25 protein-coding genes are annotated in these 26898 nt (G+C 55.3%); 16 read left to right on the plus strand and 9 right to left on the minus strand.

Going from position 1 to position 26898, the window contains the following annotated elements:
• The first annotated feature begins 46 nt into the window (after positions 1–46).
• Positions 47–2533: an ABC transporter permease gene (locus ACR2R1_RS06480; RefSeq protein ID WP_434113202.1), complete on the plus strand. Its 2487-nt coding sequence runs from the start codon at positions 47–49 to the stop codon at positions 2531–2533.
• A 59-nt stretch (positions 2534–2592) separates the two neighbouring features.
• Here ACR2R1_RS06480 and ACR2R1_RS06485 read toward each other — a convergent pair whose 3' ends face one another.
• Entirely contained in the window at positions 2593–3012 is a 420-nt protein-coding gene (locus tag ACR2R1_RS06485; RefSeq protein ID WP_077730455.1) for a hypothetical protein, read from the minus strand.
• A 336-nt stretch (positions 3013–3348) separates the two neighbouring features.
• Between ACR2R1_RS06485 and ACR2R1_RS06490 the strand changes: the two genes are divergently transcribed.
• From ACR2R1_RS06490 to glnK, 5 genes are all read left to right on the plus strand, one after another.
• A complete protein-coding gene (locus tag ACR2R1_RS06490; RefSeq protein ID WP_434113204.1) occupies positions 3349–4059 on the plus strand; it encodes a hypothetical protein in 711 nt (236 codons plus the stop codon).
• Positions 4056–4805: a molecular chaperone DnaJ gene (locus ACR2R1_RS06495; protein ID WP_434113206.1), complete on the plus strand. Its 750-nt coding sequence runs from the start codon at positions 4056–4058 to the stop codon at positions 4803–4805. Before ACR2R1_RS06490 ends, ACR2R1_RS06495 begins: the two co-directional genes overlap by 4 nt.
• A gap of 969 nt (positions 4806–5774) precedes the next feature.
• Positions 5775–6764, plus strand: a complete 990-nt coding sequence (rpoS, locus tag ACR2R1_RS06500) for an RNA polymerase sigma factor RpoS (protein WP_077730452.1) — start codon at positions 5775–5777, stop codon at positions 6762–6764.
• 552 nt (positions 6765–7316) lie between these two features.
• Positions 7317–9254, plus strand: coding sequence for an acetate--CoA ligase (gene acs / locus ACR2R1_RS06505; RefSeq protein ID WP_434113208.1), 1938 nt, complete (start codon positions 7317–7319; stop codon positions 9252–9254).
• Between the two features lie 27 nt (positions 9255–9281).
• Entirely contained in the window at positions 9282–9620 is a 339-nt protein-coding gene (gene glnK / locus ACR2R1_RS06510) for a P-II family nitrogen regulator (protein ID WP_077730450.1), read from the plus strand.
• A gap of 52 nt (positions 9621–9672) precedes the next feature.
• On the opposite strand, the gene ACR2R1_RS06515 is transcribed toward glnK, so the two are convergent.
• On the minus strand, positions 9673–10248 hold the full coding sequence (locus ACR2R1_RS06515) for a MarR family winged helix-turn-helix transcriptional regulator (RefSeq protein WP_077730449.1): 576 nt from the start codon (positions 10246–10248) through the stop codon (positions 9673–9675).
• 450 nt (positions 10249–10698) lie between these two features.
• Here ACR2R1_RS06515 and ACR2R1_RS06520 point away from each other — a divergent pair, with 450 nt between their 5' ends.
• Positions 10699–10965: a DUF2024 family protein gene (locus ACR2R1_RS06520; protein ID WP_077730447.1), complete on the plus strand. Its 267-nt coding sequence runs from the start codon at positions 10699–10701 to the stop codon at positions 10963–10965.
• 266 nt (positions 10966–11231) lie between these two features.
• Here ACR2R1_RS06520 and ACR2R1_RS06525 read toward each other — a convergent pair whose 3' ends face one another.
• Positions 11232–11642: a hypothetical protein gene (locus ACR2R1_RS06525; RefSeq protein WP_077730446.1), complete on the minus strand. Its 411-nt coding sequence runs from the start codon at positions 11640–11642 to the stop codon at positions 11232–11234.
• Positions 11643–11821: 179 nt separating this feature from the next.
• On the opposite strand from ACR2R1_RS06525, the gene ACR2R1_RS06530 reads away from it, so the two are divergent.
• The 8 genes from ACR2R1_RS06530 to ACR2R1_RS06565 all read left to right on the plus strand — a co-directional run bounded on the left by ACR2R1_RS06530 (position 11822) and on the right by ACR2R1_RS06565 (position 20319).
• Entirely contained in the window at positions 11822–12793 is a 972-nt protein-coding gene (locus ACR2R1_RS06530; protein ID WP_240502521.1) for a DUF6635 family protein, read from the plus strand.
• Between the two features lie 45 nt (positions 12794–12838).
• The gene (locus ACR2R1_RS06535; protein WP_434113211.1) at positions 12839–14272 is read left to right on the plus strand and encodes an Nramp family divalent metal transporter; all 1434 of its coding nucleotides are present in this window, start codon (positions 12839–12841) and stop codon (positions 14270–14272) included.
• A 12-nt stretch (positions 14273–14284) separates the two neighbouring features.
• A complete protein-coding gene (locus tag ACR2R1_RS06540) occupies positions 14285–15574 on the plus strand; it encodes an amidase (RefSeq protein WP_347257308.1) in 1290 nt (429 codons plus the stop codon).
• An 82-nt stretch (positions 15575–15656) separates the two neighbouring features.
• A complete protein-coding gene (hldE, locus tag ACR2R1_RS06545; RefSeq protein WP_434113213.1) occupies positions 15657–17078 on the plus strand; it encodes a bifunctional D-glycero-beta-D-manno-heptose-7-phosphate kinase/D-glycero-beta-D-manno-heptose 1-phosphate adenylyltransferase HldE in 1422 nt (473 codons plus the stop codon).
• A gap of 2 nt (positions 17079–17080) precedes the next feature.
• A complete protein-coding gene (gene dnaB, locus ACR2R1_RS06550) occupies positions 17081–18466 on the plus strand; it encodes a replicative DNA helicase (protein ID WP_077730443.1) in 1386 nt (461 codons plus the stop codon).
• A gap of 2 nt (positions 18467–18468) precedes the next feature.
• Positions 18469–19551: an alanine racemase gene (gene alr / locus ACR2R1_RS06555; protein WP_077730442.1), complete on the plus strand. Its 1083-nt coding sequence runs from the start codon at positions 18469–18471 to the stop codon at positions 19549–19551.
• 77 nt (positions 19552–19628) lie between these two features.
• Positions 19629–19874 carry a DUF1496 domain-containing protein gene (locus ACR2R1_RS06560; RefSeq protein WP_077730518.1) on the plus strand — a complete coding sequence of 82 codons (246 nt, stop codon included), beginning with the start codon at positions 19629–19631 and terminating at the stop codon, positions 19872–19874.
• Between the two features lie 46 nt (positions 19875–19920).
• Positions 19921–20319, plus strand: a complete 399-nt coding sequence (locus tag ACR2R1_RS06565; RefSeq protein WP_077730441.1) for a TraR/DksA family transcriptional regulator — start codon at positions 19921–19923, stop codon at positions 20317–20319.
• A gap of 26 nt (positions 20320–20345) precedes the next feature.
• On the opposite strand, the gene epmA is transcribed toward ACR2R1_RS06565, so the two are convergent.
• Together epmA and efp are read right to left on the minus strand one after the other, a co-directional pair.
• Entirely contained in the window at positions 20346–21329 is a 984-nt protein-coding gene (gene epmA, locus ACR2R1_RS06570; RefSeq protein WP_434113215.1) for an EF-P lysine aminoacylase EpmA, read from the minus strand.
• Between the two features lie 74 nt (positions 21330–21403).
• Positions 21404–21970, minus strand: a complete 567-nt coding sequence (gene efp / locus ACR2R1_RS06575) for an elongation factor P (protein ID WP_077730439.1) — start codon at positions 21968–21970, stop codon at positions 21404–21406.
• Here efp and epmB point away from each other — a divergent pair.
• Complete coding sequence (gene epmB, locus ACR2R1_RS06580; RefSeq protein WP_434113217.1) at positions 21954–23033, plus strand: EF-P beta-lysylation protein EpmB; 1080 nt, start codon at positions 21954–21956, stop codon at positions 23031–23033. The genes efp and epmB overlap by 17 nt on opposite strands.
• Positions 23034–23100: 67 nt before the next feature.
• Here the strand turns inward: epmB and pnp are convergent, their stop codons facing one another.
• The 4 genes from pnp to rbfA form a co-directional block, all read right to left on the minus strand.
• Positions 23101–25176 carry a polyribonucleotide nucleotidyltransferase gene (pnp, locus tag ACR2R1_RS06585; protein ID WP_086134390.1) on the minus strand — a complete coding sequence of 692 codons (2076 nt, stop codon included), beginning with the start codon at positions 25174–25176 and terminating at the stop codon, positions 23101–23103.
• Between the two features lie 25 nt (positions 25177–25201).
• On the minus strand, positions 25202–25471 hold the full coding sequence (rpsO, locus tag ACR2R1_RS06590) for a 30S ribosomal protein S15 (RefSeq protein ID WP_077730436.1): 270 nt from the start codon (positions 25469–25471) through the stop codon (positions 25202–25204).
• Between the two features lie 121 nt (positions 25472–25592).
• Positions 25593–26522: a tRNA pseudouridine(55) synthase TruB gene (gene truB, locus ACR2R1_RS06595; protein WP_434113219.1), complete on the minus strand. Its 930-nt coding sequence runs from the start codon at positions 26520–26522 to the stop codon at positions 25593–25595.
• 9 nt (positions 26523–26531) lie between these two features.
• On the minus strand, positions 26532–26897 hold the full coding sequence (rbfA, locus tag ACR2R1_RS06600; protein WP_077730434.1) for a 30S ribosome-binding factor RbfA: 366 nt from the start codon (positions 26895–26897) through the stop codon (positions 26532–26534).
• Between the last annotated feature and the right edge of the window lies 1 nt (position 26898).

The raw sequence follows: 26898 nt of genomic DNA on the forward strand, positions 1-26898 counted from the left end.
GATTTGTCTTTGATTCAGGCATCCCTTTTGCGGTGAAAATGGTATTGTGGTTAGAAACTTCAAGCTTGCCCTGAAGCTGATCGCACGCGATTGGCGTAGCGGCGAATTAACCATACTGATGGCGGCCCTCCTGATCGCAGTGGCCAGTTCCACCGCGGTCAGCCTGTTGGGCGACAGATTGACCCGTACGATGAGTCTCCAGGCGGCGGAGTTCTTGGCAGCCGATCTCGTTATCGGCGGCCATCAGGAGCCATCGGATGCTTGGCGGCAACAGGCGTCCGCACAGGGGCTGCTAGTCGCCGGTACCACCGAATTTTCCAGCGTCTTGATCGAAAACGACGAACTGCTTCTGGTGGGCGTCAAAGCCGTCGAGGAAGGTTATCCGCTACGCGGCTCGCTTCGCACCACTCTGGGCGATGTCACGGCCGCAGTTGAAACCCACGACATCCCGAAAAGCGGGGAGGCTTGGGTGGAGCAGCGCGTGCTCACAACCTTGGGTTTGAGCTTGGGCGGCGAAATCACAGTGGGTGAAAAACCGCTGCGAATCACTCGCATTCTCACCCATGAACCCGACCGCCGTGGCGATCTCTACAGCCTCTCGCCCCGGGTGCTGATGAATCGAGCCGATGTCGCCGAGACCCGGGTCATTCAACCCGGAAGTCATGTTCATTATTACGAATTGTTTGCCGGGGACGAGCGTGCGCTACGCACATTCAAGCAATGGCTCAAGCCCCAACTGCATCCGGGGCAACGTATTCTCGACGTGCACGAGGACCGGCCCGAACTGGGCAACGCCCTGAACCGTGCGGAGCGCTATCTGGGATTGACCAGCATCGCCGTGGTGTTGATTTCGGGTGTCGCCATCGCCATGACTGCGCGCCGCTACACCGAACGGCACTACGACATGACCGCGATGCTCAAGTGCTTGGGTGCTCGCGAGCGGGACGTCCTGTGGATCTACGCCAGCCAGTTTTTGATCGTCGGCCTTATCGCCAGTTCGCTCGGTTGTGCTTTGGGTTACCTGGCTCAGCACGGTGTGATCCAGTTGCTCCGCTCTTTGCTGCCCCATACCTTAGCTGGCCCCGGTTGGCTCGCGGTGATCTTCGGTGCAGCCACGGGACTCCTGATCCTACTCGGCTTCGCCCTTCCCCCCATACTCAGGCTCAAGCGACTCGCTCCCCTGCGAGTACTGCGCCGCGATCTCGAACCTCTGCCATCCAGCGCTTGGGTGGTATACGGATTAGCCGCCCTTACTCTGAGCGCGCTTCTTTGGCGCTATACCCGCGATTGGACGATGACCGTCAGCGTATTGGCGATCGCTGGCGCTGCGATAGCGCTGTTCAGCCTGCTCGGCTTATCGATGCTGGGGCTTGGCCGTCTGCTCCTGCCTTACGTCTCGCTGTCATGGCGCTTCGGTCTCCAGCACTTGACCCGTCAGCCGCGACTGGGAGTTAGCCAGATACTCGCTTTCGCCCTAACCCTGGTGGCCATGCAGGTCAGTATTTTGGTGCGTACCGAACTGCTGCAGGAGTGGAAGCGCCAACTGCCCGAGGATACCCCTAATCATTTCGCACTGAATTTATTCGATACCGATTTGGCGCGATTTCGCAACACGCTGAACCAAGAGGGTATCGCCAGCAGCGCTTACTATCCGATCGTGCGCGGCCGTTTGACTGCCGTTAACGGTAAAGACGTCTTCGAAATCGTCCACAAAGACTCGCGCGCTGAAGCATCGATTAATCGCGAACTTAGCCTTACCTGGGCGTCGGAACTGCCGCCCGACAACCGTGTAGTTCGGGGAAAATGGGTCGACGGAAGTGGTCCCCTGAGCGTTTCGGTGGAAACCGAGCTAGCCAAGAGTCTAGATATCGAGCCAGGCGACAAACTCACATTCAATATTGCGGGACAGGAGCTTATCGCTACCGTCATCGGCACCCGCAGCGTCCGCTGGGATACCATGACTCCGAATTTTTTCATGATTTTTTCGCCGGGAAGCCTCGATACGTATCCGCACACTTGGCTCACCAGCTTTTATGTGCCGCCGGAGCTTAAGCCAGTACTGGGACAGTTGGCCAAATCGTTCCCGAGCATGACGATCCTGGAAGTCGACGCGCTGCTGAAACAGTTTCAGACCATCTTGCGTCAAGTGACGAGCGCCATCGAATATGTCTTGCTATTGGCTTTGGCGGCGGGATTTACAGTGCTGTTCGCCGCGGTCCGAGCGACGCTGGATGAACGTATCTACGAGGATGTGTTGCTTCGGACCATGGGCGCCAGCCGGCGCTTGTTGCGGAATGCCCAATGGGTGGAATTCGCCGCGTTGGGATTCTTGGCCGGCATCCTGGCATCGGCTATCAGCGAGGTGATCGCGTGGACGTTGTTCAGCCGGGTGTTTGACTTGGCGTATCGTTTCCATTGGGAAACCTGGCTGGCCACCCCTGTTTTAGGCGCGCTGGTGGTTGGGCTGGCAGGCTATCTGAATACACGGTCAGTGGTAAAAAACAGCCCAATGCGCGTGCTGCGAGAACTTTAGAGTACGAGAAAACAAGAAATGGCGATGGGCGAATAATCTGGCGCTCATCGCCATTTCTATCAACTACCCTTGACGTTGACCTTCGATGTCCAGCCGCTCTTCCCTTGGCAGTCTCCGTCCAATACTTTTACTTTAACGAACGGCAACTGACCGACTACCATTTCTTCTTCAACGGTTGCCTTCGTCCCTGCTTTGGTGACGCATACGCTCTGCTCCTGGTCCTCTTCCGCTTCCGAGGTGCTAATTAAACCAGGCATGGTCGTCAAATGCGAACCGCCGCCATTCGGATTATCCAAAGTCACCTGCTGGCCTACGGATACGGTCGTTTTGATCTGTACTTCTTCACCGCCGCCGCTCATTGCGAGAACGAGAACGATCACCAACACTGCGCCGATCGCCGCGTAGAGAGCTTTCGGGTTGCTCTTCAAGGTATCGAGAATGCCTTGCGCGGGCTTACTCGGGTTATTCTCTTCGGACATTACGCTATACCTCCTCTTATAAGTTCTTATCGCCTCCCGAGTTCATGAACGAACACTCTGGAGCAGGCGCAAATTACCATGTTGTCAATATAATGCAAACAGTTAATTTGCTTGCTCCACAGCATCGTAGAAGCGATTTGGAAACACTGCACTTTATCACGCTCCATGGTTATATTTGCGATTTGGGGAGCGACAAATGCGCGCATGTGTAATTGGAGCCAAAATTGCCTCCGGGTGGTCTAATCGTTCGCAAGGAAAACCTGCTCGGTCATGACTTTCCTTATGCGATTTTCTGCCGGGTAGAATAATCCGCGTTGTGTCTATCGAACCCCCAAAATGAATGACTCGAAAAAGTTTCCGTCACAATCCAGCAACAGCGACGTGCAGGCGTTCTTGAAAAAACTTGCGCAAACGCCCAACGTCAAACCGGTTGGACGCAAAGGAAGGCTGATCTTTGCCCTGGACGCGACGGCGAGCCGCGAACCTACTTGGAGGGAGGCGTGTCGTATCCAAGCGGAAATGTTCGATGCGGCGGCGGCTCTAGGCGGCTTGGAAATCCAGCTCTGCTATTACCGCGGAATAGCGGATTTCGAAGCTTTCCCGTGGTTGATTCACGCCGAAGACTTGCGGCGGCGCATGGCTGACGTGGAATGCGTCGGGGGATACACCCAGATCGGCAAGGTTCTGGAGCATACTTTGCAGGAAACACGGAAAAGCAAGGTCGACGCTTTGGTGTTCGTTGGCGACTGCATGGAAGAAAATGTCGACTATCTCTGCAAGACAGCCGGAGAGTTGGGCCTTCGGGGCGTCAATGCGTTTCTGTTTCAGGAAGGATTCGATCCAACCGCCGAACGCGCATTCAAACAGATCGCCAAATTGACTCAGGGCGCCCATTGCCGCTTCGATGCCGGAAGTGCACGGCAACTCCGCGATCTGCTCAATGCTGTTGCGGTCTATGCCGCCGGCGGGTTGAAGGCTTTGGAAGACTTCGGGCGTGCCCGAGGCGGGTTCGCTCTGCAATTAGCCCACGAAATGAAAAAACCTTGATTCAACTTATTCTGCTTCTTTCCCTCGTTATTTTCGCCATGCTGACGGTGCGTCGTTTTCTCGACTCCGCGCCTTCTGAAGCGCTGGCCAAGAAGTTTCGACGCGGGCTGATCTGGACCGGAATTCTGGCCCTGTTATTTCTTGCCGCGACCGGACGGCTGGGCTGGTTGATCCCGCTGGTCGGGGCACTGATCGCCGCCGTTCTCCGGCTTGCGCCAATTCTCGTTCAACTCCTGGTTCAATATGCGCCGCTGATACGACGCTGGCGGCAACAACGAGCCGCATCCCAGCGGACGGATTCGGACGGTCGCCGTAGCAGTTCGTTTGTTGAGTCACGTTTTTTACGGATGCAACTCGATCATACAACCGGCGAAATCGTGGGCGTAGTACTGACAGGATTCCATGCCGGCCGTAGCTTGCACGACCTGACCCTGGAACAACTGACCGAGTTATACGGTGACTATGTCCGCGAGGACCCCGAATCCGCCTCGCTGCTGAAGGCATATATAGAGCGCGTCCATGGCGTATCCTGGCAAGAGCGCGAAAGCCGAACCGCAGATCAGGACCACGGCAAAATGACAGCAGATGAAGCTTATCGTGTTCTGGGCATCCCGTCTGGATCTTCTCGTGAAATTGTTATTGACGCTCATCGTCGCCTGATGCAGAGGATTCATCCCGACCGAGGCGGCTCCGACTATCTCGCGGCGAAAATCAATCAGGCCAAAGACGTTCTGCTGGGACGGTAAAATCGTCGAAGTGTACTGGGTGCGCCGAGCACGGCCGTGGCTAGAGTATTTTCTGATTCGGTATAGCGCCCGCGGCAGCGGGTGCTACACGGTTTTCTTCGTCCCGTTCGAGCGCCCCGGTGTCGTGCGAAACGCGCAGGATCAGGGGGCTCGCCGGGAGCGGAATGGGACGAACGACGTTCGCCCGAAGGGCAGCGTCCAGGAAAGGACCTTGTCAATTTGGACCGCCGAAGGCGGGTCCGCAGGATAAAACCCAGGGGCTTGCCTTGGCGCTCCCAAGGCAAGCGGGTATCCAGGGAGCGACACCCTGGACTTGGGGGCAAAGCGGGAAGCAACATCCCACAACGATTTTGCAAAAGGAACCCGCGTGCGGGGCGGCTCCCCGCCCTAAAACAAGCACCGCCTTCAGCGGCACCTTGGTAGGATTTTCACGCACTAAATCCGCTATGTGGAAGCGAAAAATGCTCTAGCTTGACACGGAAATGGCTTAGCAAGCCATCGAGCAAAAACTGGGAATGTCGGCATTTTTCGTCTCTATAAATCATCCCCGAACCTCTCGATCCCCTTTTCTGTCTGTAAGCGCGTGCGTTTGAGCGCGCGCCCGCGTGGTCGCGCGAATTCGGCATCATAAAAAAATCCCACCATTTAAAAATTGCTATCTGAGTCACAAAAAAGCTGCTAAAGAAAAAAAATAATAAGCCGATAAGAAAGATAACCGTCAAAAACCCGTCGCACGGTAACTCCGCTCGGTCGCCAAACGCCATTTTTCCGATGCGCCCAGTGACCCGATGCGAAGCAAAAAATGGATGATCCGCAGATTTAAAGCAGTACGGAGCTCGCAGAGCATATTGGCACGATAAATGGTTTGACACAGAGCTGTTGGCTCCGATTAACAAAGTATTGATGACGGAAGTTCTGGTTTATCAAATAGGCTATCGATAATAAATCAATTGTGTGGGGGGCATAGGTATGTCTGAACAAATCGTAGAAGAATTAAAAACCTTTGGAGAGGCAGGCTTATACGATGATGCGGCCACCTTCGTCGAAGATTTCGAAGCGAACGAAGATCTTGAAGAAGATTCGCCGATCTGGAACGACGCAGAGCTGGGTACTGTCGATTCGGAATACCAATATGACGCCACCCGCCTATATCTAAAGGAATTGGGAAGTTCTCAGCTGCTGACCGCAGATGAAGAAAAGCACTACGGCCGTTTAGCGCAAAAAGGTGACCAGGCGGCGCGCAAGAAAATGATAGAAAGCAATTTGCGCTTGGTTGTAAAAATTTCCCGTCGTTATTTGAATCGCGGACTGCCACTTCTGGATCTAATCGAAGAGGGAAATCTCGGACTGATAAGAGCCGTTGAGAAGTTTGAGGCCGATCGCGGATTTCGGTTTTCGACTTACGCCACATGGTGGATTCGGCAGACGATTGAACGTGCCTTGATGAATCAGACGCGCACGATTCGTCTACCGATTCACGTCGTAAAAGAAATGAATGTCTACCTAAAAGCGTATCGTCATTTGGCCATTACAATGCATCATGATCCAAGTGCCGAAGATGTCGCAAAATATCTGAACAAACCGATAAAAACGGTCGAAAAAATGCTCAAACTCAACGAGCGCGTTGTATCGATCGATGTTCCTTTTAAGAAAGATTCTGAAAAGTCCTTGGTGGAATGCATTTCCGAGGAGGATAAACTCCCCCTTCCGGAAACTCTTCAGAACGAGCTAATTTCCAATAATCTTTCCGAATGGCTGGATCAACTCACGGACAAGCAGCGGGAAGTCATTTCCCGCCGATACGGTCTGCGCGGCTATGATCATTCCACTCTCGAAGAAGTCGCGACCGTGATGGGCGTTACCCGGGAACGAGTACGTCAAATTCAGATGGAAGCTCTAAATCGCCTTCGCGACATATTGGAAACCGACGGCTTTACCGCGGATACAATCTTTCATTAACGTCAGTTTAGCTTTAAGACGACGCCGTAGGCTATCCAGATGTCCTTTGAAGTGTCGGGAAACCAAGGCACTGCATATCTATTAACGATATTCTCGATACGGACGATCTAAATCCGTCCGGATCGAGAATAGCCGATAGCCCGCCAACTCACGATCTGCCGCCGCACTTCGGATATCAAAAGCTCTCAAGCGGCGAGTATCTCGCCCTAAGAGCACCTTTTGCTCAATACACTCTCCAATTTTAAGTTTATTCGTGCAACTTCCGTTCGTGGTCGCTCGCTGACCGATCGCTCAGCCGGAACGTCCCATTTCATGGACCCTTGACGTGAACTTCGCGAAGCCAGGAACGTTCTGGTTAAGAACGCCTAAGTTGTACTAAAAAGCCGGTCATGTTGGTTGCCCTCAAGCTAGCGTTATGGCTGAGGCGGGCTTAAGAACGAAGATGTCGATACTCGTTAGACTTGATGATGCGGGTCACTCGCCGGAAAATTCGGTAAAATCAACACCTGTCAGAGCCTCCCTATCCCACTCTGAAGATCATCGGAAAAGCCAATGTCCTTCGAAAAAGTCTACGAAGTGCCGCCGGAAGTAGCTGCCGAAGCGCAAATTACCGAAGCGCTTTATCAGGAGATGTATGAACACTCCATCACGGATTCGGACAAATTTTGGGCTGAACAAGCGGAACGTTTTGTCGACTGGTTCAAGCCGTGGGACAAGGTTCAGGATTGCGACTTCGGTACCGCCCGTATTCGATGGTTCGAAGGAGGCAAACTGAACGTCAGCTATAACTGCCTCGATCGCCACTTAGTCGAAAAGGGTGACGAAGTCGCAATCATCTGGGAAGGAGACAATTCGAATATCGACAAGAAGCTCACCTACCGCGAGCTGCACGAACAAGTCTGCCGGTTTGCTAATGTTCTGAAAAAGCATGGCGTTCAAAAAGGTGACCGGGTTTGCATCTATCTTCCAATGATCCCCGAAGCGGCAGTGGTAATGCTGGCCTGCACTCGGATCGGGGCCGTCCACTCCATCGTGTTCGCAGGCTTCTCCGCCGACGCATTACGGGATCGCATTCTCGATGCCGACTGTCGGTATGTCATCTGTGCGGATGAAGGAAGACGGGGTGGACGAATAGTACCGCTGAAGGCCAATGTGGACGCCGCACTGCGGGCTTGTCCAAATGTGACAACGGTTTTTGTCGTTCGGAATACCGGCGGGAGTATCGATTGGGACAGTCATAATGTGTGGTATCACGAGGCGGTGTCGGAGGCTTCTCCCGATTGCCCGCCCGAATCCATGGATGCGGAAGACCCGTTGTTTATTCTCTACACCTCCGGATCTACCGGAAAACCGAAGGGGGTACTTCACACGACCGGGGGTTATTTGGTCTATGCGGCAATGACTTACCGATATGTGTTCGATTACCGTCCGGGCGAAATCTATTGGTGCACCGCAGATGTCGGTTGGATTACCGGCCATTCGTATACCGTTTACGGCCCTCTGTGTAACGGCGCAACCACGCTTATATTCGAAGGCGTTCCGACCTACCCGGCTCCCGACCGCTTCTGGCGTGTGGTTGAAAAGCATCGTGTCAATATTTTTTATACCGCTCCCACCGCCATCCGCGCCTTGATGGCCCTGGGGGAAGATTGGCTTGATAGCACCCGCCGGGACAGCTTGCGCGTTCTGGGCTCTGTCGGCGAACCCATCAATCCAGAGGCATGGGAATGGTATTATCACCAGGTAGGCCGCGGCCGCTGCCCTATAGTCGATACGTGGTGGCAGACGGAGACCGGTGGAATACTCATTACTCCCTTGATCGGCGCCACGCCGCTCAAACCGGGCTCCGCGACGCGTCCGTTTTTCGGCATCGTACCGGCCATTGTCGACAGCCAGGGTAGCGTATTGGAAGGAGCGTGCGAGGGGGTACTGACGATTACCCGCTCTTGGCCGGGCCAGGCTCGCTCGGTATTCGGCAGTCACCAACGCTTTTTTGATACTTATTTTTCAACTTATCCCGGCAAGTACTTTACCGGTGACGGTGCCAAACGCGATGCCGATGGATATTACTGGATCACCGGGCGCGTCGATGATGTGCTGAACGTGTCGGGCCATCGCATGGGCACCGCAGAAATCGAGAGCGCTTTGGTCCTGCATGACCATGTGGCGGAAGCCGCCGTTGTGGGTTATCCGCACGATATCAAAGGACAGGGAATCTACGCTTATGTCACTTTGGTAGCCGGCGTCTCGCCGAGCCCAGAGCTTGAAGAGGAGCTAGTGCAGCTGGTCCGCAAGGAAATCGGTCCGATTGCCACACCCGATATCATTCAATGGGCTCCGACACTACCGAAAACGCGATCCGGCAAGATCATGCGCCGCATACTTCGGAAAATCGCGGCCAACGATATCCGCAATCTCGGCGATATCTCCACCTTGGCAGATCCTACCGTGGTCGACGATATCATTCGAAATCGAGCCAACCGAGGCTAAGAACATTTCACATCATCGGAGACAATAATGAAACTCATCACCGCGATCATTAAACCGTTCAAATTGGACGATGTTCGGGAAGCATTGTCCGAAATTGGAATCAGCGGGATTACGGTAACGGAAGTAAAAGGTTTCGGGCGTCAAAAAGGACACACGGAACTTTATCGCGGCGCCGAATACGTGGTTGATTTCTTGCCCAAAGTAAAAGTCGAAGTGGCGGTAACCGATAGCATGGTCGATCAGGCTGTCGATTCCATCATCAAAGCCGCCAACACGGGCAAAATTGGCGACGGCAAAATATTTGTAACCAACCTCGAGCAGGCTATCCGGATTCGGACCGGTGAAACCGGCGAGCAAGCGATTTGATTCTGTCCTTTGGGGCGGGCTCTCGGCCCGTCCTATTAATCACTTTGCAAATCTAGACACTTTCCGCTGTTGGCTGATGCTCCCGGCATATTTTTTCCGCGTCGGCCTCCGTTAGCCACTCCATGGTCAGTCCGCACCGGCGCCTTCCGTCTTCCTGGGTCAAGTGATACCTGCAAGTTTTGCAGGAGCCGAACGTTTTCAGCTTGTTCGCCGTTTGCAACTCCCTCAAAACCTGATTCAGAGTTGCTGTAATCTCATTCCGGGAGGTCTCAGACAGCCCATCCACTGCGGATTTCAGGATATTAGGCGGAATTGCATCCGAAACCACGCGAGCGCCGTCAACAGTCAGATTGAGATGAACCACACGACGATCATTGAGGTCGGCCTGCTTTTCGATAAAGCCACTAGATTCTAAGACCCCCAAGGTTTGCGATACCGTTCCCTTGGTTAGGCCCAAGTAATCGGCCACCGCAACTGGCGTGTTGCTGTATCGGTTGCACCGGCTCAGATAATGGAGCGCTTCCAACTGCACCGGTTGCAATCCTTTCGCAACCCCCGTCTTTCGGACGTCTGTCCGAATGAGGTTGGCGATACGTTCCAAGTAATCGTAAATCGATTCAGTATTCATACATCTAATAGTATCGGATCAATATCATATTGACAAAATCTTTAAAGTTCCGCTAGAGTTAGTATCGACACAATACCTATTGACATCATGTAGAACCGACAATTCCTTTGGTCGTGGAATGCGAAACCTCCGTGTCTCACTGTTCTGATAGCAGGCGCACTCCGTTTTTTCAAGATTTGTCCATGTCGATATGGAAATTCTGTATGAACATCGACGATTGTCGGCTTAATCACCCGCCTCGGTGCACTGTTCGCAAGTACTGCCGCATCCGGGGTTTAAGATCCAAAACCTAAGCGTGCACATGTCCGGCTTCACAAAGCCATTGCCGAGCTCAAAATCGACGAGCGCACGCATTCCCTCGTTGGATATCGCGCGGCACCACGTTATCGCCACAGTCTCCCGTGCGCAAACGACTCCTTTATCCATCCTCAACATCGACGAGAGAAAGATATGAGCCAAATCCATGTTTTTGATACCTACGCGCGTAGCGCAAGCGGAAAAATCATGCACTTCGATGTGATACTTCCGGAAAACGATCCAACAAAAGCCCTGCAATGTGCCCGCGACTGGCTAAGGTCCGTCGGTGAGGAAGATGCCGTCGTGAACTCCGAAAGTTGTGCCTATTGCCATAGCGAACCGCATGCGCCGGCGGAAATGCAGAAAGACATCGAAACCCAAGGCTATGCAATTTTTAAACTAGAAGGCTGTCCCCGATAACCACCATCCGATATGGGGTGGCTGAATTCGTTCCTTACCGGTATCTCGGATACGTAGACTGTTCCTTAAGGTAGCCGCCCGCGCGCCGCCTGTTTTTACAATCCGAATCGCGGTCTTTATGACGTAAGTCTTTGTGCATTCACGCGCGGGCGGAGTTCGATTTCAGCGGTATTTCCCCTAAGAAACAATCTTTTCGGATGTCAGGTGCTCTATGGTGCCATCCCCGAGATTGTTCCGTCTTAACTGTGTAGTCAGGAGGATGCCGCTTAATTGCCCTCGTCCTGATCCCCTCCAGCTACAGCCACCGCCTTGCCCATACAAGTCATGACATGGTCGGTAATGCTCAACGCAGCATGCCGGGCTTCTTTAACCGAACCAAATAATTGCTCGTAATCCTTAACGGCTTTCTCCGCATCAGCCGGTGATTTTGCATTCGCGAAATGCGTATATGCTTGAAAAAATTGTTCACGGCGAGGATCACCCGCGAAACCCGGCAATCCGTTACTGATTTCCCCAACTACGCAATCCGCGATAGTCTCGGGATCGAGCTTATAATCTTTCAAATCGGAATCGTCTTTGAATTTAGCGACGAGCGCCTCTTTTAGAGTGGTTTTCTCCTTGCTCGTGCAACCGGCCAGCAAAAAAACGGCCAAAAACGCAATCATCAATTTTTTCATAATCAAACCTAACGAATGGTTGTCTCTAACCAAAGCAAAAAAGACATTTATTATGAGCACGAACGGCGCCGGTTGCCAGACAATTTAAGGATTCAGCCCGACTGCCGACACTACGTACACATGGCTTCCGGCGGCAGAGTTCACTAGGTTGCACCGATTCCCAACGATGACTGATGCCTATGGAAACCGACACACTTCGGACCATCGAACGCGCCGTAACACAAGGGATTGAAACCTATTTGGTCGCACGAAAAGCTAAAGTTCCCGAATTCGTCGAGCAATATTTCTCTTTCACGGGCGCCTTGGCGCTCCACAAAAAAACCTTCGGCAAGGACTTCTACAAACATCCGCTGAACATGCTATGGGGTTTGCCCAGCTTCATCATTCATGGCACGGCGGCTCTGTTTCGAAAAACCGGGGGTCACAGGATAAGCCGGATTCTCGACAAGATGCCGACCGGCATACCGACCGCCTTACAAGCGGAATTGCAGTGGCTGATCTATACCGAACTGCTGGAACTGCCGTATGTTCAGGGGAAACGGACATCCCGCCGGGATGCCCTTATGGAAACCATTCTGTGCAATCCCGAGATTTCCGAGCTGTGCGAGCAATTTCTTGGACAAATCCGAAGCAAGGCGGATCACCCCGAATTTCGCCGGAAGCTGGAAAGCAATCTGGCTGAATACGGCAAAACCCGCATCGCCGTCACCGAACTCGCCGGCAGCCTGGTTTCGCTCGCCACCAGCTACGCCGCTTTTAACAAAGCCCTACCCGGTGCGTTCTCGACCGGCATGGCCGCAGCCTCCGCCATCGCCCAGCACACGGCCATCGCCAATTTCTTGCTGGGTCCCACGATCGGAGCCTGGTATTACGGCCTCTTTCCTGCGTCCGCGTCGACCGGACTGATTATCGCCGCCACTGGCACGACGATGGCCGCCGTCAGTGCGATTGCGGCGTTATCCTGGGTCGTCGTCGATCCCCTGCTGGCCAAAACGGGCATACACGAACGGCGTCTCAATCAGTTTATCGACGCAATAGGCGACGAACTTCGCGGAAAAGAGCATCGGAATTATCGAGTCCGGGATCACTATGTCGCCCGCGTTTTCGATCTTCTCGATATTTTGCGGGTGGCCGCTAAAACGCTAAGCTAATCGGCTTTTCAAACCCCCATTCGGATCACTGATAACAATAACACTATGAATCGCCCGATCTCCGCGCTGTCCGATCTCGCCCGAAAACCTTTACCCGCCTTTCCCGGCTGGTGGACCGCGCTAGGCCCCGGAATCGTATGGATGGCATTGGCACAAGGCAGCGGCGAACTGATCTGGTGGCCCTATCTGATCGCGAAATACGGTTTGACATTCCTATTCCTCTTGATTCCGGCCTGCTTGCTCCAGTACCCGATCAACGTCGAAATCGGCCGCTACACGCTATTGACCGGCGAGAGCATTTTTCACGGGTTCATCCGGCTCAACCGCGTTTTCGGCATTCTTCTGTGGATATTGATGTCGGTCTCGTTCCTCTGGTTCGGAGCCTTCGCTTCGGCGGGCGGTACGGCGTTGGCGGCCTTGACCCATCTCCCCGAAGGCTGGGACGCCCGTAGCCAATCGCTGTTTTGGGGATATTGCTCGATCGGCGTGTTCTTGGCCGCCATCGTGTTCAGCAAAGTCGTATACGTCTTGGTCGAGCGATTCATGAAAATGGTCGCCGTCACCACCGTGGCCGGCCTGCTCTGGGCTTGTCTCCAGACCGAGGTCATCGCGGCGGTACCGGACTTCCTTCGGGGTCTATTGGGCCCTACGGCTCCGCTGCCCCGCCCTTGGGAACCGCAGGACGCCACCAAGCTGCTCACCGCCATCGCGTTCGCCGGATTGGGCGGCTTTTGGATTTTGTTCTATTCGTACTGGCTGCGTGACAAAGGCGTCGGGATGGCGGTGCACATGGGCAAAATCACGGGGCCCATCGCCGGCAAGCCCGAGGTCATCACCAGCGACGGTTTTCTCCCGGATGCGTTGCCTGAAAACGAGGACCGCTGGCGGAAATGGCAGCAGTTCCTTCGTGCCGACGTACTGATCGGGATCGTCGGCAATCTGTTGACGACGCTCATGACCTGTCTTCTGGCATATGCACTCCTGTTTCCCAAAGGCCTGTTGCCTCAGGAGTATGAACTTGCGGTGGTGCAAAGCCGCTTTTTCGAGGTCGGCTGGGGCGAAATCGGGCGGCTGTTGTTCCTCGCGGTAGCCGCGGCCTTTCTGACCGATACTTGGCTGGCGACGGCGGATGCCGTCAGCCGGATGCAGGCCGACATCGTCCATGTACTCTTTCCGAAAAGCCGGCGAATCGCTCTACGTACCTGGTATTACATCTTTCTGACGCTACTGACGCTGATCACGTCGTTGACCATGCTGCTCGATACGCCGGGCACGTTGATCCTGACCAGCGCCGTCATCGGTTTTGCGGGAACCGTCATGTTCCCCGTGGCTTTGTATCTGCTCAATTTTCGCCGCCTTGCGCCGCAGCTGCCGATATGGGCCAGACCGCCGGATACCGGACGCTGGCTCCTGGGATTGAGCTTTCTGGTCTATCTCGGACTCGCACTGGCCTATGGCTGGTCCATGTTTGCCGGCTAAATGAACAACGCCATGAAATCGACCATAGTTGCAAACAGGCTTCGAAGCGGTGAATGGCCTTTACTGGCGTACCTCCATGAGCTCGAAAACCGCTTTGCCGAAATCGAGCCGAACGTCCTGGCTTTCGTGCCCGAGGAGCATCGCTGGACACGGCTCTATCGGGAGGCCGACGATTTGCTGCACCGTTATCCGAAGCCCGAGAATCGGCCGTCTTTGTTCGGCACGCCGATAGGCATCAAGGATATCTTTCACATCGACGGATTTGAAACGCGCGCAGGCAGTCGCTTGCCGCCCGAAGAACTTAGCGGTGCGGAAGCCAGCACCGTGACGCGCCTGAAAGATGCCGGCGCTCTCATTATCGGAAAGACCGTCACCGCTGAATTCGCCTATATTGCCCCCGGTCCGACACGCAATCCCTGCAATCCCGAGCACACGCCGGGTGGATCGAGCAGCGGCTCCGCGGCGGCCGTAGCCGCCGGCCTCTGCCTATTGGCGCTAGGCACGCAGACCATCGGATCTATCAATCGGCCCGCCGCTTTCTGCGGCGTCTGCGGATTCAAGCCCAGCTACGGAAGAGTTCCCGTGGACGGCGTAATTCCCCTGGCGCCGAGCGTGGACCATGTCGGCTGGTTCGCTTCCGATGTCGATGGAATCGAATTGGCTGCACAGGCGCTGGTTCCGGACTGGAAATCATCCCTAACCCATGGTCGTCCGAGGTTTGGAATTCCGGACGGCCCTTACCTCGATCATGTCACGCCGGACGCTAGACTCGGTTTTCAAGAGACCTGCGAGACGCTTAGAGCCAACGGGTATGTTCTCATCGAAGTATCGGCATTTCCCGATTTCGAGGAACTCTATCGTTCGCATCATCTGCTCGTTGCTGCCGAAGCTGCGCAGGTACACGAAAATTGGTACCGAAAGTACAAACCGCTTTACCGTCCGGAAACCGCAGAGCTCATCGAGCGCGGCCTCAAGGCTTCGGCATCGGACCTTGAGATCGCCAGAGCGGTCCGACTACGTCAGGGAGCACACCTCGCAGCGCTGATGCAACAACATGGCATCGATGCTTGGATTTCCCCTTCCGCGACCGGACCGGCCCCTCATGGGCTGAACAGCACCGGCGACTCGGTGATGCAGTTGCCCTGGACTCAAGCAGGCGTTCCTCTCCTCAGTATTCCGACCGGCGTCATCCGCGGTTTACCGGTCGGAATACAAATCGCTGGATCGTGGGGAAACGACGAAACACTAGTCCGATGGGCGCAGGGCATCGAATCGCTATTCGCCTCCCGCCGAACGAGATAATCGTCCTAAGGCGCGCTTTTCCGAAGATCAAAGCTACCCGGTGGTGGTATCCTATCGCCCCGTTTTTCGCTTCCTTGAATCCATGCAGCTTCCTAATTTCGACTCGGCCCGCATCCTGGTCGTCGGCGACTTAATGCTCGATCGCTACTGGCACGGCGGCACTTCCCGCATTTCGCCGGAGGCTCCGGTTCCGGTCGTACTGGTAAATGGCGTCGAGGAACGATTGGGTGGTGCGGGCAACGTCGCCCTCAATATTGCGACATTTGGGGCGCAAACCAGCCTCATCGGCTATTGTGGGCGCGACGAAGCCGGACAGAATCTTATCGCTCTCCTGCAATCCGCCGGTATCGACTGTGTTGTGGAGCAAATTCCGGGACGGCCGACCATCACCAAGCTCAGAGTGCTGAGCCGCCATCAACAGCTCATCCGGCTGGACTTCGAGGACCGCTTTCATGACGTCCCGTCGGCCCATCTCCTCGCGAATTTCGCCGGGAAGTTGAACGAGGCCGATGTCGTGGTACTCTCCGACTACGGCAAGGGAACCCTCAATTCAGTTCAGGAACTGATTCAACTCGCCGGAGAAGCGGGCAAGATGGTTTTAGTGGACCCAAAGGGCACCGATTTCGATCGATACCGCGGCGCCACCCTCATCACTCCCAATCGCAGTGAATTTGAGGCCGTGGCCGGACCTTGCCGGGATGATCATGACCTGGCGGAGAAGGGCCTTGGCCTGCTGGAAAAGCTCGAGCTAAAGGCCCTCTTGATTACACGCGGCGAACACGGGATGACTTTGCTGCGACGCGGCGAGTCCCCCCGGCATTTGCCAGCCCACGCCAAAGAGGTCTACGATGTAACCGGAGCCGGCGATACCGTCATTTCGACTCTCGCCGCAGCTCTGGCGGCGGGCGCATCGCTGGAGGATGCCACGGGTCTCGCAAATCTCGCCGCCGGAATCGTCGTGGGCAAGCTAGGGACGGCAAGCGTGACTCTCGAAGAATTGGATGACGCCCTGCACGGTCAGCGCGCCCATCATCGCGGCGCGATCGAGCTCGACAAACTTTTGCCTTTGCTCGGCACGGCGCGACGCAAAGGAGAGAAGATCGTCGTCACCAACGGATGCTTCGACATCCTGCATCCCGGCCATATCCAATACCTCCAGCAAGCCCGAGCTCTGGGTGACCGGCTTATCGTGCTGGTCAACAGCGACGCCTCGGTAAGACGCCTCAAGGGCAGCGGCCGCCCGGTCAATCCGCTCGAACATCGCATGACCATGCTGGCGGCTCTCGAATGCGTCGACTGGGTCGTGCCGTTCGAAGAAGATACGCCGCGCGACGTCATCGGACGCCTGCTGCCCGATATTCTCGTAAAAGGCGGCGACTACAAAGACATCACCGAAATAGCCGGCCACGATCATGTTCTGGCCAACGGAGGAGAAGTCAGGATTCTGGATTTTCTAGGCGATTATTCGACCACCCGAATCATTCAAGCCATACGCAATACCTGAACATGTCTGATCACGCCCGTTTAACGGACAGAATGGTGGACGCGCTTCGCGTTCCCCCTTATTCCATCCACGCCGAGCAATCCGTACTCGGCGGTCTCATGCTCGACAACCAAACCTGGGACGTCGTGGCCGACCGGGTGGGAGAAGAGGATTTCTACCGCAAGGATCACAAACTGATATTCCGCGCGATCAAGCAGCTTGCGGAAAAACAGACGCCGTTCGACGTCGTCACCCTGTCGGAAGTCCTGGAAAAAACCGGTTCGCTGGAAGAAGCGGGCGGACTCGCCTATCTCGCGATGATGGCCAAGGAGACGCCCAGCGCCGCCAATATCTCGTCCTATGCCGATATCGTGCGTGAAAAGTCGGTATTGCGGCAGCTGATCCATGCAGGTACCGAAATCGCCGATTCAGCCTTCCAGCCGGAAAATCGCGATTTGGCCCTGTTGCTCGAAACAGCCGAGCAAAAGGTTTTTCAGATCGCCGATCAGCGGCGGCGCGGCGGAGTCGGCTTCAAGCCGATCAAGTCGCTCTTATCGGCCGCCATAGACCGAATCGAGATGCTCTTCCACAAGGAAGGCCACATCACCGGCGCGAGCACCGGTTTCGCCGATTTCGACGAAATGACTTCTGGCATGCAAGCCTCCGATCTCATCATCATCGCCGGCCGCCCATCCATGGGAAAGACAACCTTCGCCATGAACATTGCCGAAAACGTGGCCATCAAGGAGCAGGTTCCGGTGGCTGTATTCAGCATGGAAATGCCGGGCGAACAACTGGCCATGCGCATGATGTCGTCTCTGGGCCGCATCGACCAGCACCGGGTGCGCACCGGAAAGCTGGAGGACGACGAATGGCCGCGCATGACTTCCGCCATCAATATCCTGGCGGAAACCAAGCTGTTCATCGACGACACCCCTGCCCTGACACCCACCGAAGTCCGCGCCCGTTGCCGCCGCCTGGCACGCGAGCACGGTCAACTCGGACTGGTGGTGCTCGACTATCTTCAGCTCATGCAGTGCTCCGGCGGCGAAAACCGTGTGGCGGAGATCTCGGAAATTTCCCGCTCGCTCAAGGCATTGGCCAAGGAGCTGAACGTTCCGGTGATCGCCCTTTCGCAGCTCAACCGCAATCTCGAACAGCGCCCCAATAAACGGCCGGTTCCATCCGACCTGCGCGAATCGGGCTCGATCGAGCAGGACGCGGACCTGATCGTGTTCATCTACCGCGACGAGGTCTATCACCCCGATTCCTCCGACAAGGGCACCGCCGAAATCATCATCGCGAAACAGCGTAACGGCCCGATCGGAACCGTGCGCCTTACCTTCCTCGGCCAATACACGCGCTTCGAAAACTTTATCTCGGATCCGTACGCGGGCGAGGACTTTTAAGAATGATGCTGTCTGCTTATGCCGAGCTCGATTTGACGGCAGTCACGCATAATCTCACGCGCATTCGAGCGTTTGCGCCGAAAGCGAAAATCATGGCGGTGATCAAGGCCAACGCCTACGGCCACGGGCTGATTCGGATCGCCAAGGTATTGAGCGATGCCGATGCCTTCGCCGTAGCCCGCCTCGGCGAAGGCATCGCCCTTCGCGACGCGGGCATAAGGCAGCGTATCGCCGTGCTTCAAGGCTTCGTCGATAGCGAAGAACTGGAGCTCCATAGTCGCCACGGATTGGAGCCCGTCATCCATTCCCCGTTTCAGGTGGAACTTCTGGAGCAAGTTTCCTCGATGGAGTCGGTATCGGTTTGGTTGAAACTGGATACAGGAATGCACCGGCTCGGCTTGCTGCCGGACGAATTCTCATCCTGTTATTCGAGGCTTCAACGGTGTTCCGCTGTGCGCCAACCTATTCCCGTGATGACTCACTTGGCCAATGCCGACGTTTTTCAGGACACGATTACGGCAATACAGCTGGATTGCTTCAAAAGCGCGCTCCATAACGTTCAAACCGAATGCAGCATCGCCAATTCGGCAGGACTTCTGGCCTGGGATACCGCACGTGTCGAATGGGTCCGCCCCGGAATTGCGCTTTACGGTGTGTCGCCGTTTCCTGGTCGTACCGGTCCGGACGAAGGCCTCAGACCGGTGATGACCTTCCGGAGCCGGCTCATCGCGATAAAGAATCTGAAAGCCGGCGATGCCGTGGGTTATGGCGGTGATTGGATTTGCCCGCGCCCGACTCGCCTCGGAATCGTTTCGATCGGCTATGGCGACGGTTATCCTCGCCACGCGCAGTCAGGCACGCCGGTGCTGGTTCGCGGTCGGCGGGCAAGCCTGATCGGACGCGTTTCCATGGATATGATCAGCCTCGATCTCACGGATTGCCCCGACGCTCGGGTTGGGGATGAAGTCACTCTATGGGGCAAAGGCCTGCCCGTCGAGGAAATCGCTCAATACGCCTCGACTATTCCCTATGCCCTGCTCTGCGGCGTCACACCGCGGGTCAAGATGGTCGAACGGTGGGAATAGCACGTATTTTTTGATCGGATCTTTCGGCCGATAATCACTCGTCGTCCAAATCGAAGACGTTGTACAAAGGAGCCGTTGTGGCCGAACGCATCGCCAAACCCCAAGTGGGCGCTCCCGACCCGGAGCTGAGGACGTCGCCGATTCTGGAGGAATTCGATGACGATTATCTGGTATTAAAGCAGCAAGTGCCCGGCGAACCGGTTTGTCACTTCAACGACAAACGATATGCACACGGCACGTATGTTTGTAGCGGCGATACGCTTCTGCGCTGCGATTACGGAGTTTGGATCAGAACCGGCTCTTGCGACCCGGACAATCCTTAATTCCGTTATAACGGCCACCTTGTTCCACTGACGAGAGGATAACGTTATGCCGCAGCACCTTACCGATAAACAGCTCGAAGCATTCCGCAATAGACTCGAAACGCGTCTTGCAGAACTGACCCGAGGCGTTCGTGAAGAAGTCATTCAGTCGGGTCGTCACCACTTTACCGATGTCGCCGGCGAGGTTCACGACTCGGAAGAAGCTTCGGTCGCCAATCTGGTCATCGATATGGAACTGCAAACGATAGATCGGCATATTCAGGAAATTCGCGAGATAGAATCCACTCTCATCCGTATCGGCAGCCGCGAATTCGGCATTTGCGTCGATTGCGAGCAACCGATCGCGTTAGCGCGGCTGGAGGCGAACCCTACGACCGAGCGCTGTATTGCCTGCCAGAGCGCGTACGAGAAGGAACAAGCCTTGACGCATTCACCGTCTCTGTAGATTCTGCCATTCGGCGCCTTTCCGGGTTAAGCTTGCGCCGTCGGAAACGCCAAGACATCCCCGATAGATTCCGCTCGCATCCTGATCATCAGCAGGCGATCCAATCCAAGAGCTATACCCGAGCAATCCGGCAGTCCACTCCTCAGCGCCGCCAGCAAGCGCTCGTCTTTAGCCGGCAAGGGCAAACCGTTTTCTTCCCGGATGGCGAGATCCCGATCAAAGCGCTCTTCCTGCTCGACAGCATCGGCCAATTCGTGAAACCCGTTGCCCAACTCCAATCCTTCGAGAAATATCTCCACCCTTTCGACCACAAGCGGGTCGTCCGGCTTTTTTCGCGCAAGGGAAGGAAGAAAAGCGGGGAAATCGTAAACGAAAGTGATCCGCCCTCGCCCGAGATGGGGCTGGACCAGATGACTGAAGAGCAAATCGAGCCAAAGCGAGCGATCTCTGCCGCAAAGCGCCTCAGCCTCGGGAAGATCCCGAACTCTTGAGCGTTCGGAGAGTTCCTCGAACGAGGCCGATAACGGATCGACGCCTACATGCTCACGAAAAAGTTCGCGATAACTAAATCGCTCGGACGCTGCCAAAATCAGGTGATCACGGCAGATTTCTGCCAGCAACGCATCGATCTCGTCGATCAATTCGGCTAAATCGAATCCCACCCTGTACCATTCCAAAAGCGTAAATTCGGGATTGTGATGGCGCCCCGACTCTTCGTTCCGAAAAGCCTTGCAGATCTGGTAGATCGAACCGCTGCCCGCCGCCAGCAGGCGCTTCATTGCAAATTCCGGAGAGGTTTGCAGATAAAGTTGTTCGCCCTCACTACTGCCGGGCTGACGGAGAACGGTCGTGAAAGGATTGAGATTCGGATCGGTAACGCCGGCGCGGCACAGCAGTGGCGTCTCGACTTCCAAGACGTTTCTAGCCGAAAAAAACTGCCGAATTGTCGCAAGCAAAGCTGCCCGCTTCTTAAGAGCAGTCAGGGAACAACTGGGGCGCCAGTCCGCCATCGTCGGAAGAAACGTCGCTTGAGGTCGGCGGATACGGCGGACATGCCGCGTCCGCCGTCGAGCATGAAGGGATGCTATTTGACCCGAGATACGTACTCGCCCGTGCGGGTATCGACTTTGATCACCTCGCCGGTCTGCACGAACAGAGGGACCCTGACGACCGCTCCGGTGTCCAGGGTTGCCGGCTTGCCGCCGCCACCGGAGGTATCGCCACGCACGCCGGGATCGGTTTCAACAATCGTCAGCTCCACGAAGTTGGGCGGCGTGACCGAAATGGGAGCATTGTTGTACAGGGTGACGATGCATACGTCCTGCTCTTTGAGCCATTTCTTGGCATCGCCCACCACATCGCTGTCAGCGGCATACTGTTCGAAACTCTCCGGAACCATGAAGTGCCACTGCTCGCCATCGTTGTACAAATATTGCATTTCCGTATCGACGACGTCCGCACCTTCCAATGTTTCTCCGGATTTGAACGTGCGCTCGATGACACGGCCGGTCTTGAGGTTGCGGAGCTTTACGCGGTTAAATGCCTGCCCCTTACCCGGCTTGACGAATTCGTTCTCGATGATCGAACACGGATCGCCGTCGAGCATCACTTTTAAACCGCCCTTGAATTCATTGGTGCTGAATGTCGCCATTCTCTCCTCGTTCGCTTCAGTTAACTCAAAAAATACCGCGCATTATAATGTACGGCTTTGTCCTAAGAAACCCGACGTCTCTATGAAAACGCCCTGGCAGGCCGAGCTGGCCGACTCATTTACCAAACCCGCCGACCTCTTCGCTTTCTTGGAGTTGGATGAGATCCATCAAGCGGAATTCCTGGAGGCGACGGACCGTTTTTCGTTTCGCGTTACGCAAAGCTACGCTCGGCGCATGAGCAAACGCAATCCTCGCGACCCGCTTTTGCTTCAAGTGTTGCCCGATGCGCAGGAACTGATCGACCATCCGAACTTTGCAAACGATCCGGTGGGAGACTTAAAAGCCGTGACCGCCCCGGGAGTGCTGCACAAATACCATGGACGAATGTTGCTGATCACCACCGGTGCGTGCGCCATCCACTGCCGTTATTGCTTCAGGCGAAATTTTCCGTACGACGCGAACATGATCGGCAAACGGCAGGAACAGGATGCCGTTGACGCCATTCGGAGCGACCTAAGTATCAACGAAGTGATTCTCAGCGGCGGGGATCCTTTGGTGCTGAGCGACGAACGCTTGGCCCAGTTAATCCAAAAAATCGGGGAGATACAGCACATCAGGCGACTTCGAATTCACACGCGCCTCCCGGTAGTTCTACCGAACCGCATCACAACCGAACTTATCGCCGCGCTGACGGAGGCTCGTTTAAAAAGCGTGGTCGTCATTCACGCCAATCACGCGAACGAGTTCGATCACGACGTCAACGATGCGTTAAACGCACTCCAAAAGGCCGGAATTACACTCCTTAACCAGACCGTATTGTTAAAAGGCGTGAACGACGATGCCGAAACCCTTGTTCGACTGAGTGAAACACTTTTCGAGAACGGCGTGCTGCCGTATTACCTGCACGTACTGGACAAGGCGCAAGGGACCAGCCATTTCGACCTGTCGACGGAAGATGCGTTAGCGATTTACCAAGTCATGAGGGAAGCATTGCCTGGTTATCTGCTTCCCAAACTCGTTCGGGAGGAGGTGGGCCGACCGTACAAGACGCCGGTCGGATAAGATTTCAAAACTCCGGAAAAGCCATCAGCGGAGCCGGAACCCCGCCACGTCGGAAGTATCGACTTATTTAGTCGACGGCTTTCATGCTGAGACGAACCCTTCCCTGACGGTCGATCTCAAGAACCTTAACTTTGACGATGTCGCCCTCGGCCAGCTTATCGCTGACTTTCTCCACGTGTTCGTCCGAAATCTGCGAAATATGGACCAGCCCGTCCTTACCAGGGAGAATCGTAACGAATGCGCCGAAATCCATCAGCCGGGCGACACGGCCTTCGTAAACTTTCCCAACCTCGACTTCGGCCGTGATCGCTTCGATACGGCGACGCGCCTCCATTCCGGCTTCCTTGTCGACCGAAGCCACTTTAACGACACCGTCGTCGCTAATATCGATGCTGGCTCCCGTCTCTTCGGTGATCGCACGAATCGTCGCGCCGCCTTTGCCGATGACATCGCGAATCTTGCTCGGATCGATGGTGAAACTCATGATGCGCGGCGCAAAATCCGACATCTCCTTCCGGGGAGCCGGCAAAGCCTCCGCCATTTTCGCCAAAATATGCAAACGCCCTTCTTTGGCCTGCTCGAGCGCCTGCCGCATGATTTCCGGCGTGATGCCGTCGATCTTGATGTCCATTTGCAATGCGGTCACGCCGTCGCTGGAGCCGGCGACCTTAAAATCCATATCGCCGAGGTGATCCTCGTCGCCCATGATGTCCGAGAGCACCGCAAAATGATCGCCTTCTTTGATCAAGCCCATGGCGATCCCGGCAACGGGAGCCTTGGTCGGAACCCCGGCATCCATCAGTGCCAAGCTGGTTCCGCACACCGACGCCATCGAACTGGAGCCGTTGGATTCGGTAATTTCAGAAACGACTCGAATCACGTAGGGGAAGCTTTCCGGAGCGGGCATGATGGCCTGCACGCCGCGCTTCGCCAGCCTGCCGTGTCCGATTTCACGCCGTTTCGGCGCGCCTATCGGGCCGATCTCTCCCACGCAGAAAGGCGGGAAATTGTAGTGCAACATGAAGGATTCTTTATATTCGCCTTCTATTGCATCGATCAATTGAGCATCGCGTCCCGTACCCAAGGTGGCAACCACCAGGGCCTGAGTCTCGCCGCGGGTGAACAGTGCGGAACCGTGAGTACGCGGCAGTACGCCTGTACGTATCGTAATCGGCCGTACGGTCTTCAAATCCCGTCCGTCTATGCGTTTGGATTCGTTCAGAATCCGCCACCGGACCACATCCGATTCCAATTTTTCCAGCATGCCTCGAACGGCGTTCTCGGCATAATTCCCGCCCGCCGTCAAAGCATCGATCGTTGCTTTGCGAATTTCTCTGAGTTTCTGCTGACGAGTCTGCTTATCGGCTGTCTGATAAGCTTCGGCAATCTGCGCTGCCGACAAATCCTTAACGGCCTGGTATAAGGCCGCGTTGGCAGCGGGTGGCTCCCAGTTCCATGGCGTGACACCCACGGTCTCGGCCAGTTCATGGATCGCCTTGATAGCCGTCTGCATATGCTCGTGGCCGAACAACACGGCTCCGAGCATGACTTCTTCCGGAAGCATATCGGCTTCGGACTCGACCATCAGAACCGCCTTTTCCGTACCGGCAACGACCAAGTCCAGCTTTGAATCTTCAAGAACCGAACCGGAAGGATTGAGCACGAATTGGCCATCGATATAGCCGACGCGCGCTGCGCCGATCGGTCCTTGGAAAGGCATGCCCGAAAGCACCAGAGCCGCGGATGCCCCCAGCATCGAGGGAATATCCGGATCGACTTCGGGATTCAGGGAGAGAACCGTGGCAACGACCTGAACCTCGTTGGTGAATCCTTCCGGGAAAAGCGGACGAATGGGCCGGTCGATCAAGCGCGCGGTGAGGGTTTCTTTCTCACTCGGCCGTCCCTCGCGCTTGAAAAAGCCGCCGGGGATGCGACCCGCCGCGTAGGCTTTCTCCTGATAGTTGACGGTCAGGGGGAAGAAATCGGTCTCGGGCGACGCCTCTTTCTCGCCAACGGCAGTGACCAAAACCACGGTTCCGGCCATATCCACCATAACGGCGGCATCCGTCTGGCGCGCAATTTCGCCGGTCTCGAAGGTAACGAGATATTCGCCGTACTTAAACTGTTTCCGAATCGGATTCACAATAATACCTTTACCGGGTGAACAACTATTTACGTAGACCCAATCGTTCAATCAAAGTCCGATAACGGTCGGAGTCCTTGCTCTTTAAGTAATCCAACAATTTGCGACGTCGATTGACCAAACGCAACAAGCCGCGCCGCGAATGGTGATCTTTCTTGTTCTTAACGAAATGCGGAGTAAGGTGGTTAATCCGGGCGGTAAGCAAGGCCACCTGAACTTCCGGCGAGCCGGTGTCGTTCGCCGCTCGCTGATATTCTTGCATCACAGCGCTCTTGTCTGCTGTTTCAAAGGCCATTTTTTTCTCCTGAACAAACTTGTTTAAGTTAATAAACTCACAATTGTAACTGTAGCTCTAGATGCGTTTCAATCGAAACGCCAACGAACTCAGAGTAATTTATGATCTAAGAGCCACCCTATTAAGATAGCTCCTGAACATCGCTCTGAACCGCCTTGACCAAACGCCGCGGTGTCACCCGTCCGTCGTCAAGAATCTCGCCCACTCCCATGAAAACAGATTGTTTTGCATACAATCTAACCCATCCATGCTTCGGCGCTTTAGGAACTAAAACGGCTTGGCCCTTTCGCACATAAAAACCGAGTTCGTCACTCAATTGAACCGCCGGCAAGGCGGATACGATGCGATCCATCGGGAGAACCAGTCCCAGCAATTCGCTTTCATCGAGTGTTTCCATACTTTCCAGCGTGTGAGAGTCGGCAATCGATAAGTCTCCTACCCCCGTACGTCTCAACATCTCGACATGGCCGCCGCAACCCAACGCTTTGCCGACGTCCTCGGCAAGGGTCCGGATATATGTGCCTTTCGAACACGCGACGTCCAATTGCAGACTCGACGAATCGAACCCCAGCAGCTTCAATTCATGAATGACCACTCGACGGGGTTCCCGTTCCACCTCGATGCCTTGGCGGGCCAAATCGTAAAGGCGTCGCCCTTGATGCTTGAGCGCAGAGTACATCGGCGGAACCTGAAGGATCTCGCCGCGGAATCCAGCCAGAACCTGCTCAACCACGTCCTCGCTCAGTGGCTCCACGGCCTTCGTCTCGACAATCTCGCCCTCGGAATCTCCGGTAAGTGTCGCTATCCCAAGGCGAACCTTCACCCGATAACGTTTGTCCGTATTCAGGAGAAACCCCGACAATTTCGTCGCTTCGCCCAAACAAATCGGGAGCAAACCGCTGGCGAGCGGATCGAGGCTTCCGGTATGACCGGCCTTTTGCGCTTTCAAAATCCGCTTGACCTTTTGCAGCGCCGCGTTTGACGTCATACCGGAAGCTTTGTCCAACAGCACAATGCCGTTAATGGACCGCAAATCGTTGCGGCGACTCATCGCTACCACCTATTCGCCGCTTTTCGGCTCTTCATGCAGCCGATCCAGGAGTGCATCCATATGCATGCCGCGCTCGATCGAATCGTCGTAGACGAAATGGATCTCGGGCATATTACGGATGCGAAGGCGCTTTCCCAGTTCGCGACGCAGCATCGGGATCATCGTCGATAAGAGCGCCACACATTTTTCGGCCGGCTCCTTGGCTCCCAAGAAAGTCACGAAAACTTTGGCTACAGCAAGATCACGGCTTACTACGGCATCGCTCACGGTAACCATTCCAAGGCGAGGTTCTTTTACCTGCGTCCGAATAAGATCCGCCAATTCCCTTTGGAGCTGCGAGGCAACCCGGTCGCTCCGTTTAAACTCTCTCGGCATA

The organism is Methylocaldum sp. GT1TLB (assembly GCF_051027445.1).
Taxonomy (GTDB): Bacteria; Pseudomonadota; Gammaproteobacteria; order Methylococcales; family Methylococcaceae; genus Methylocaldum.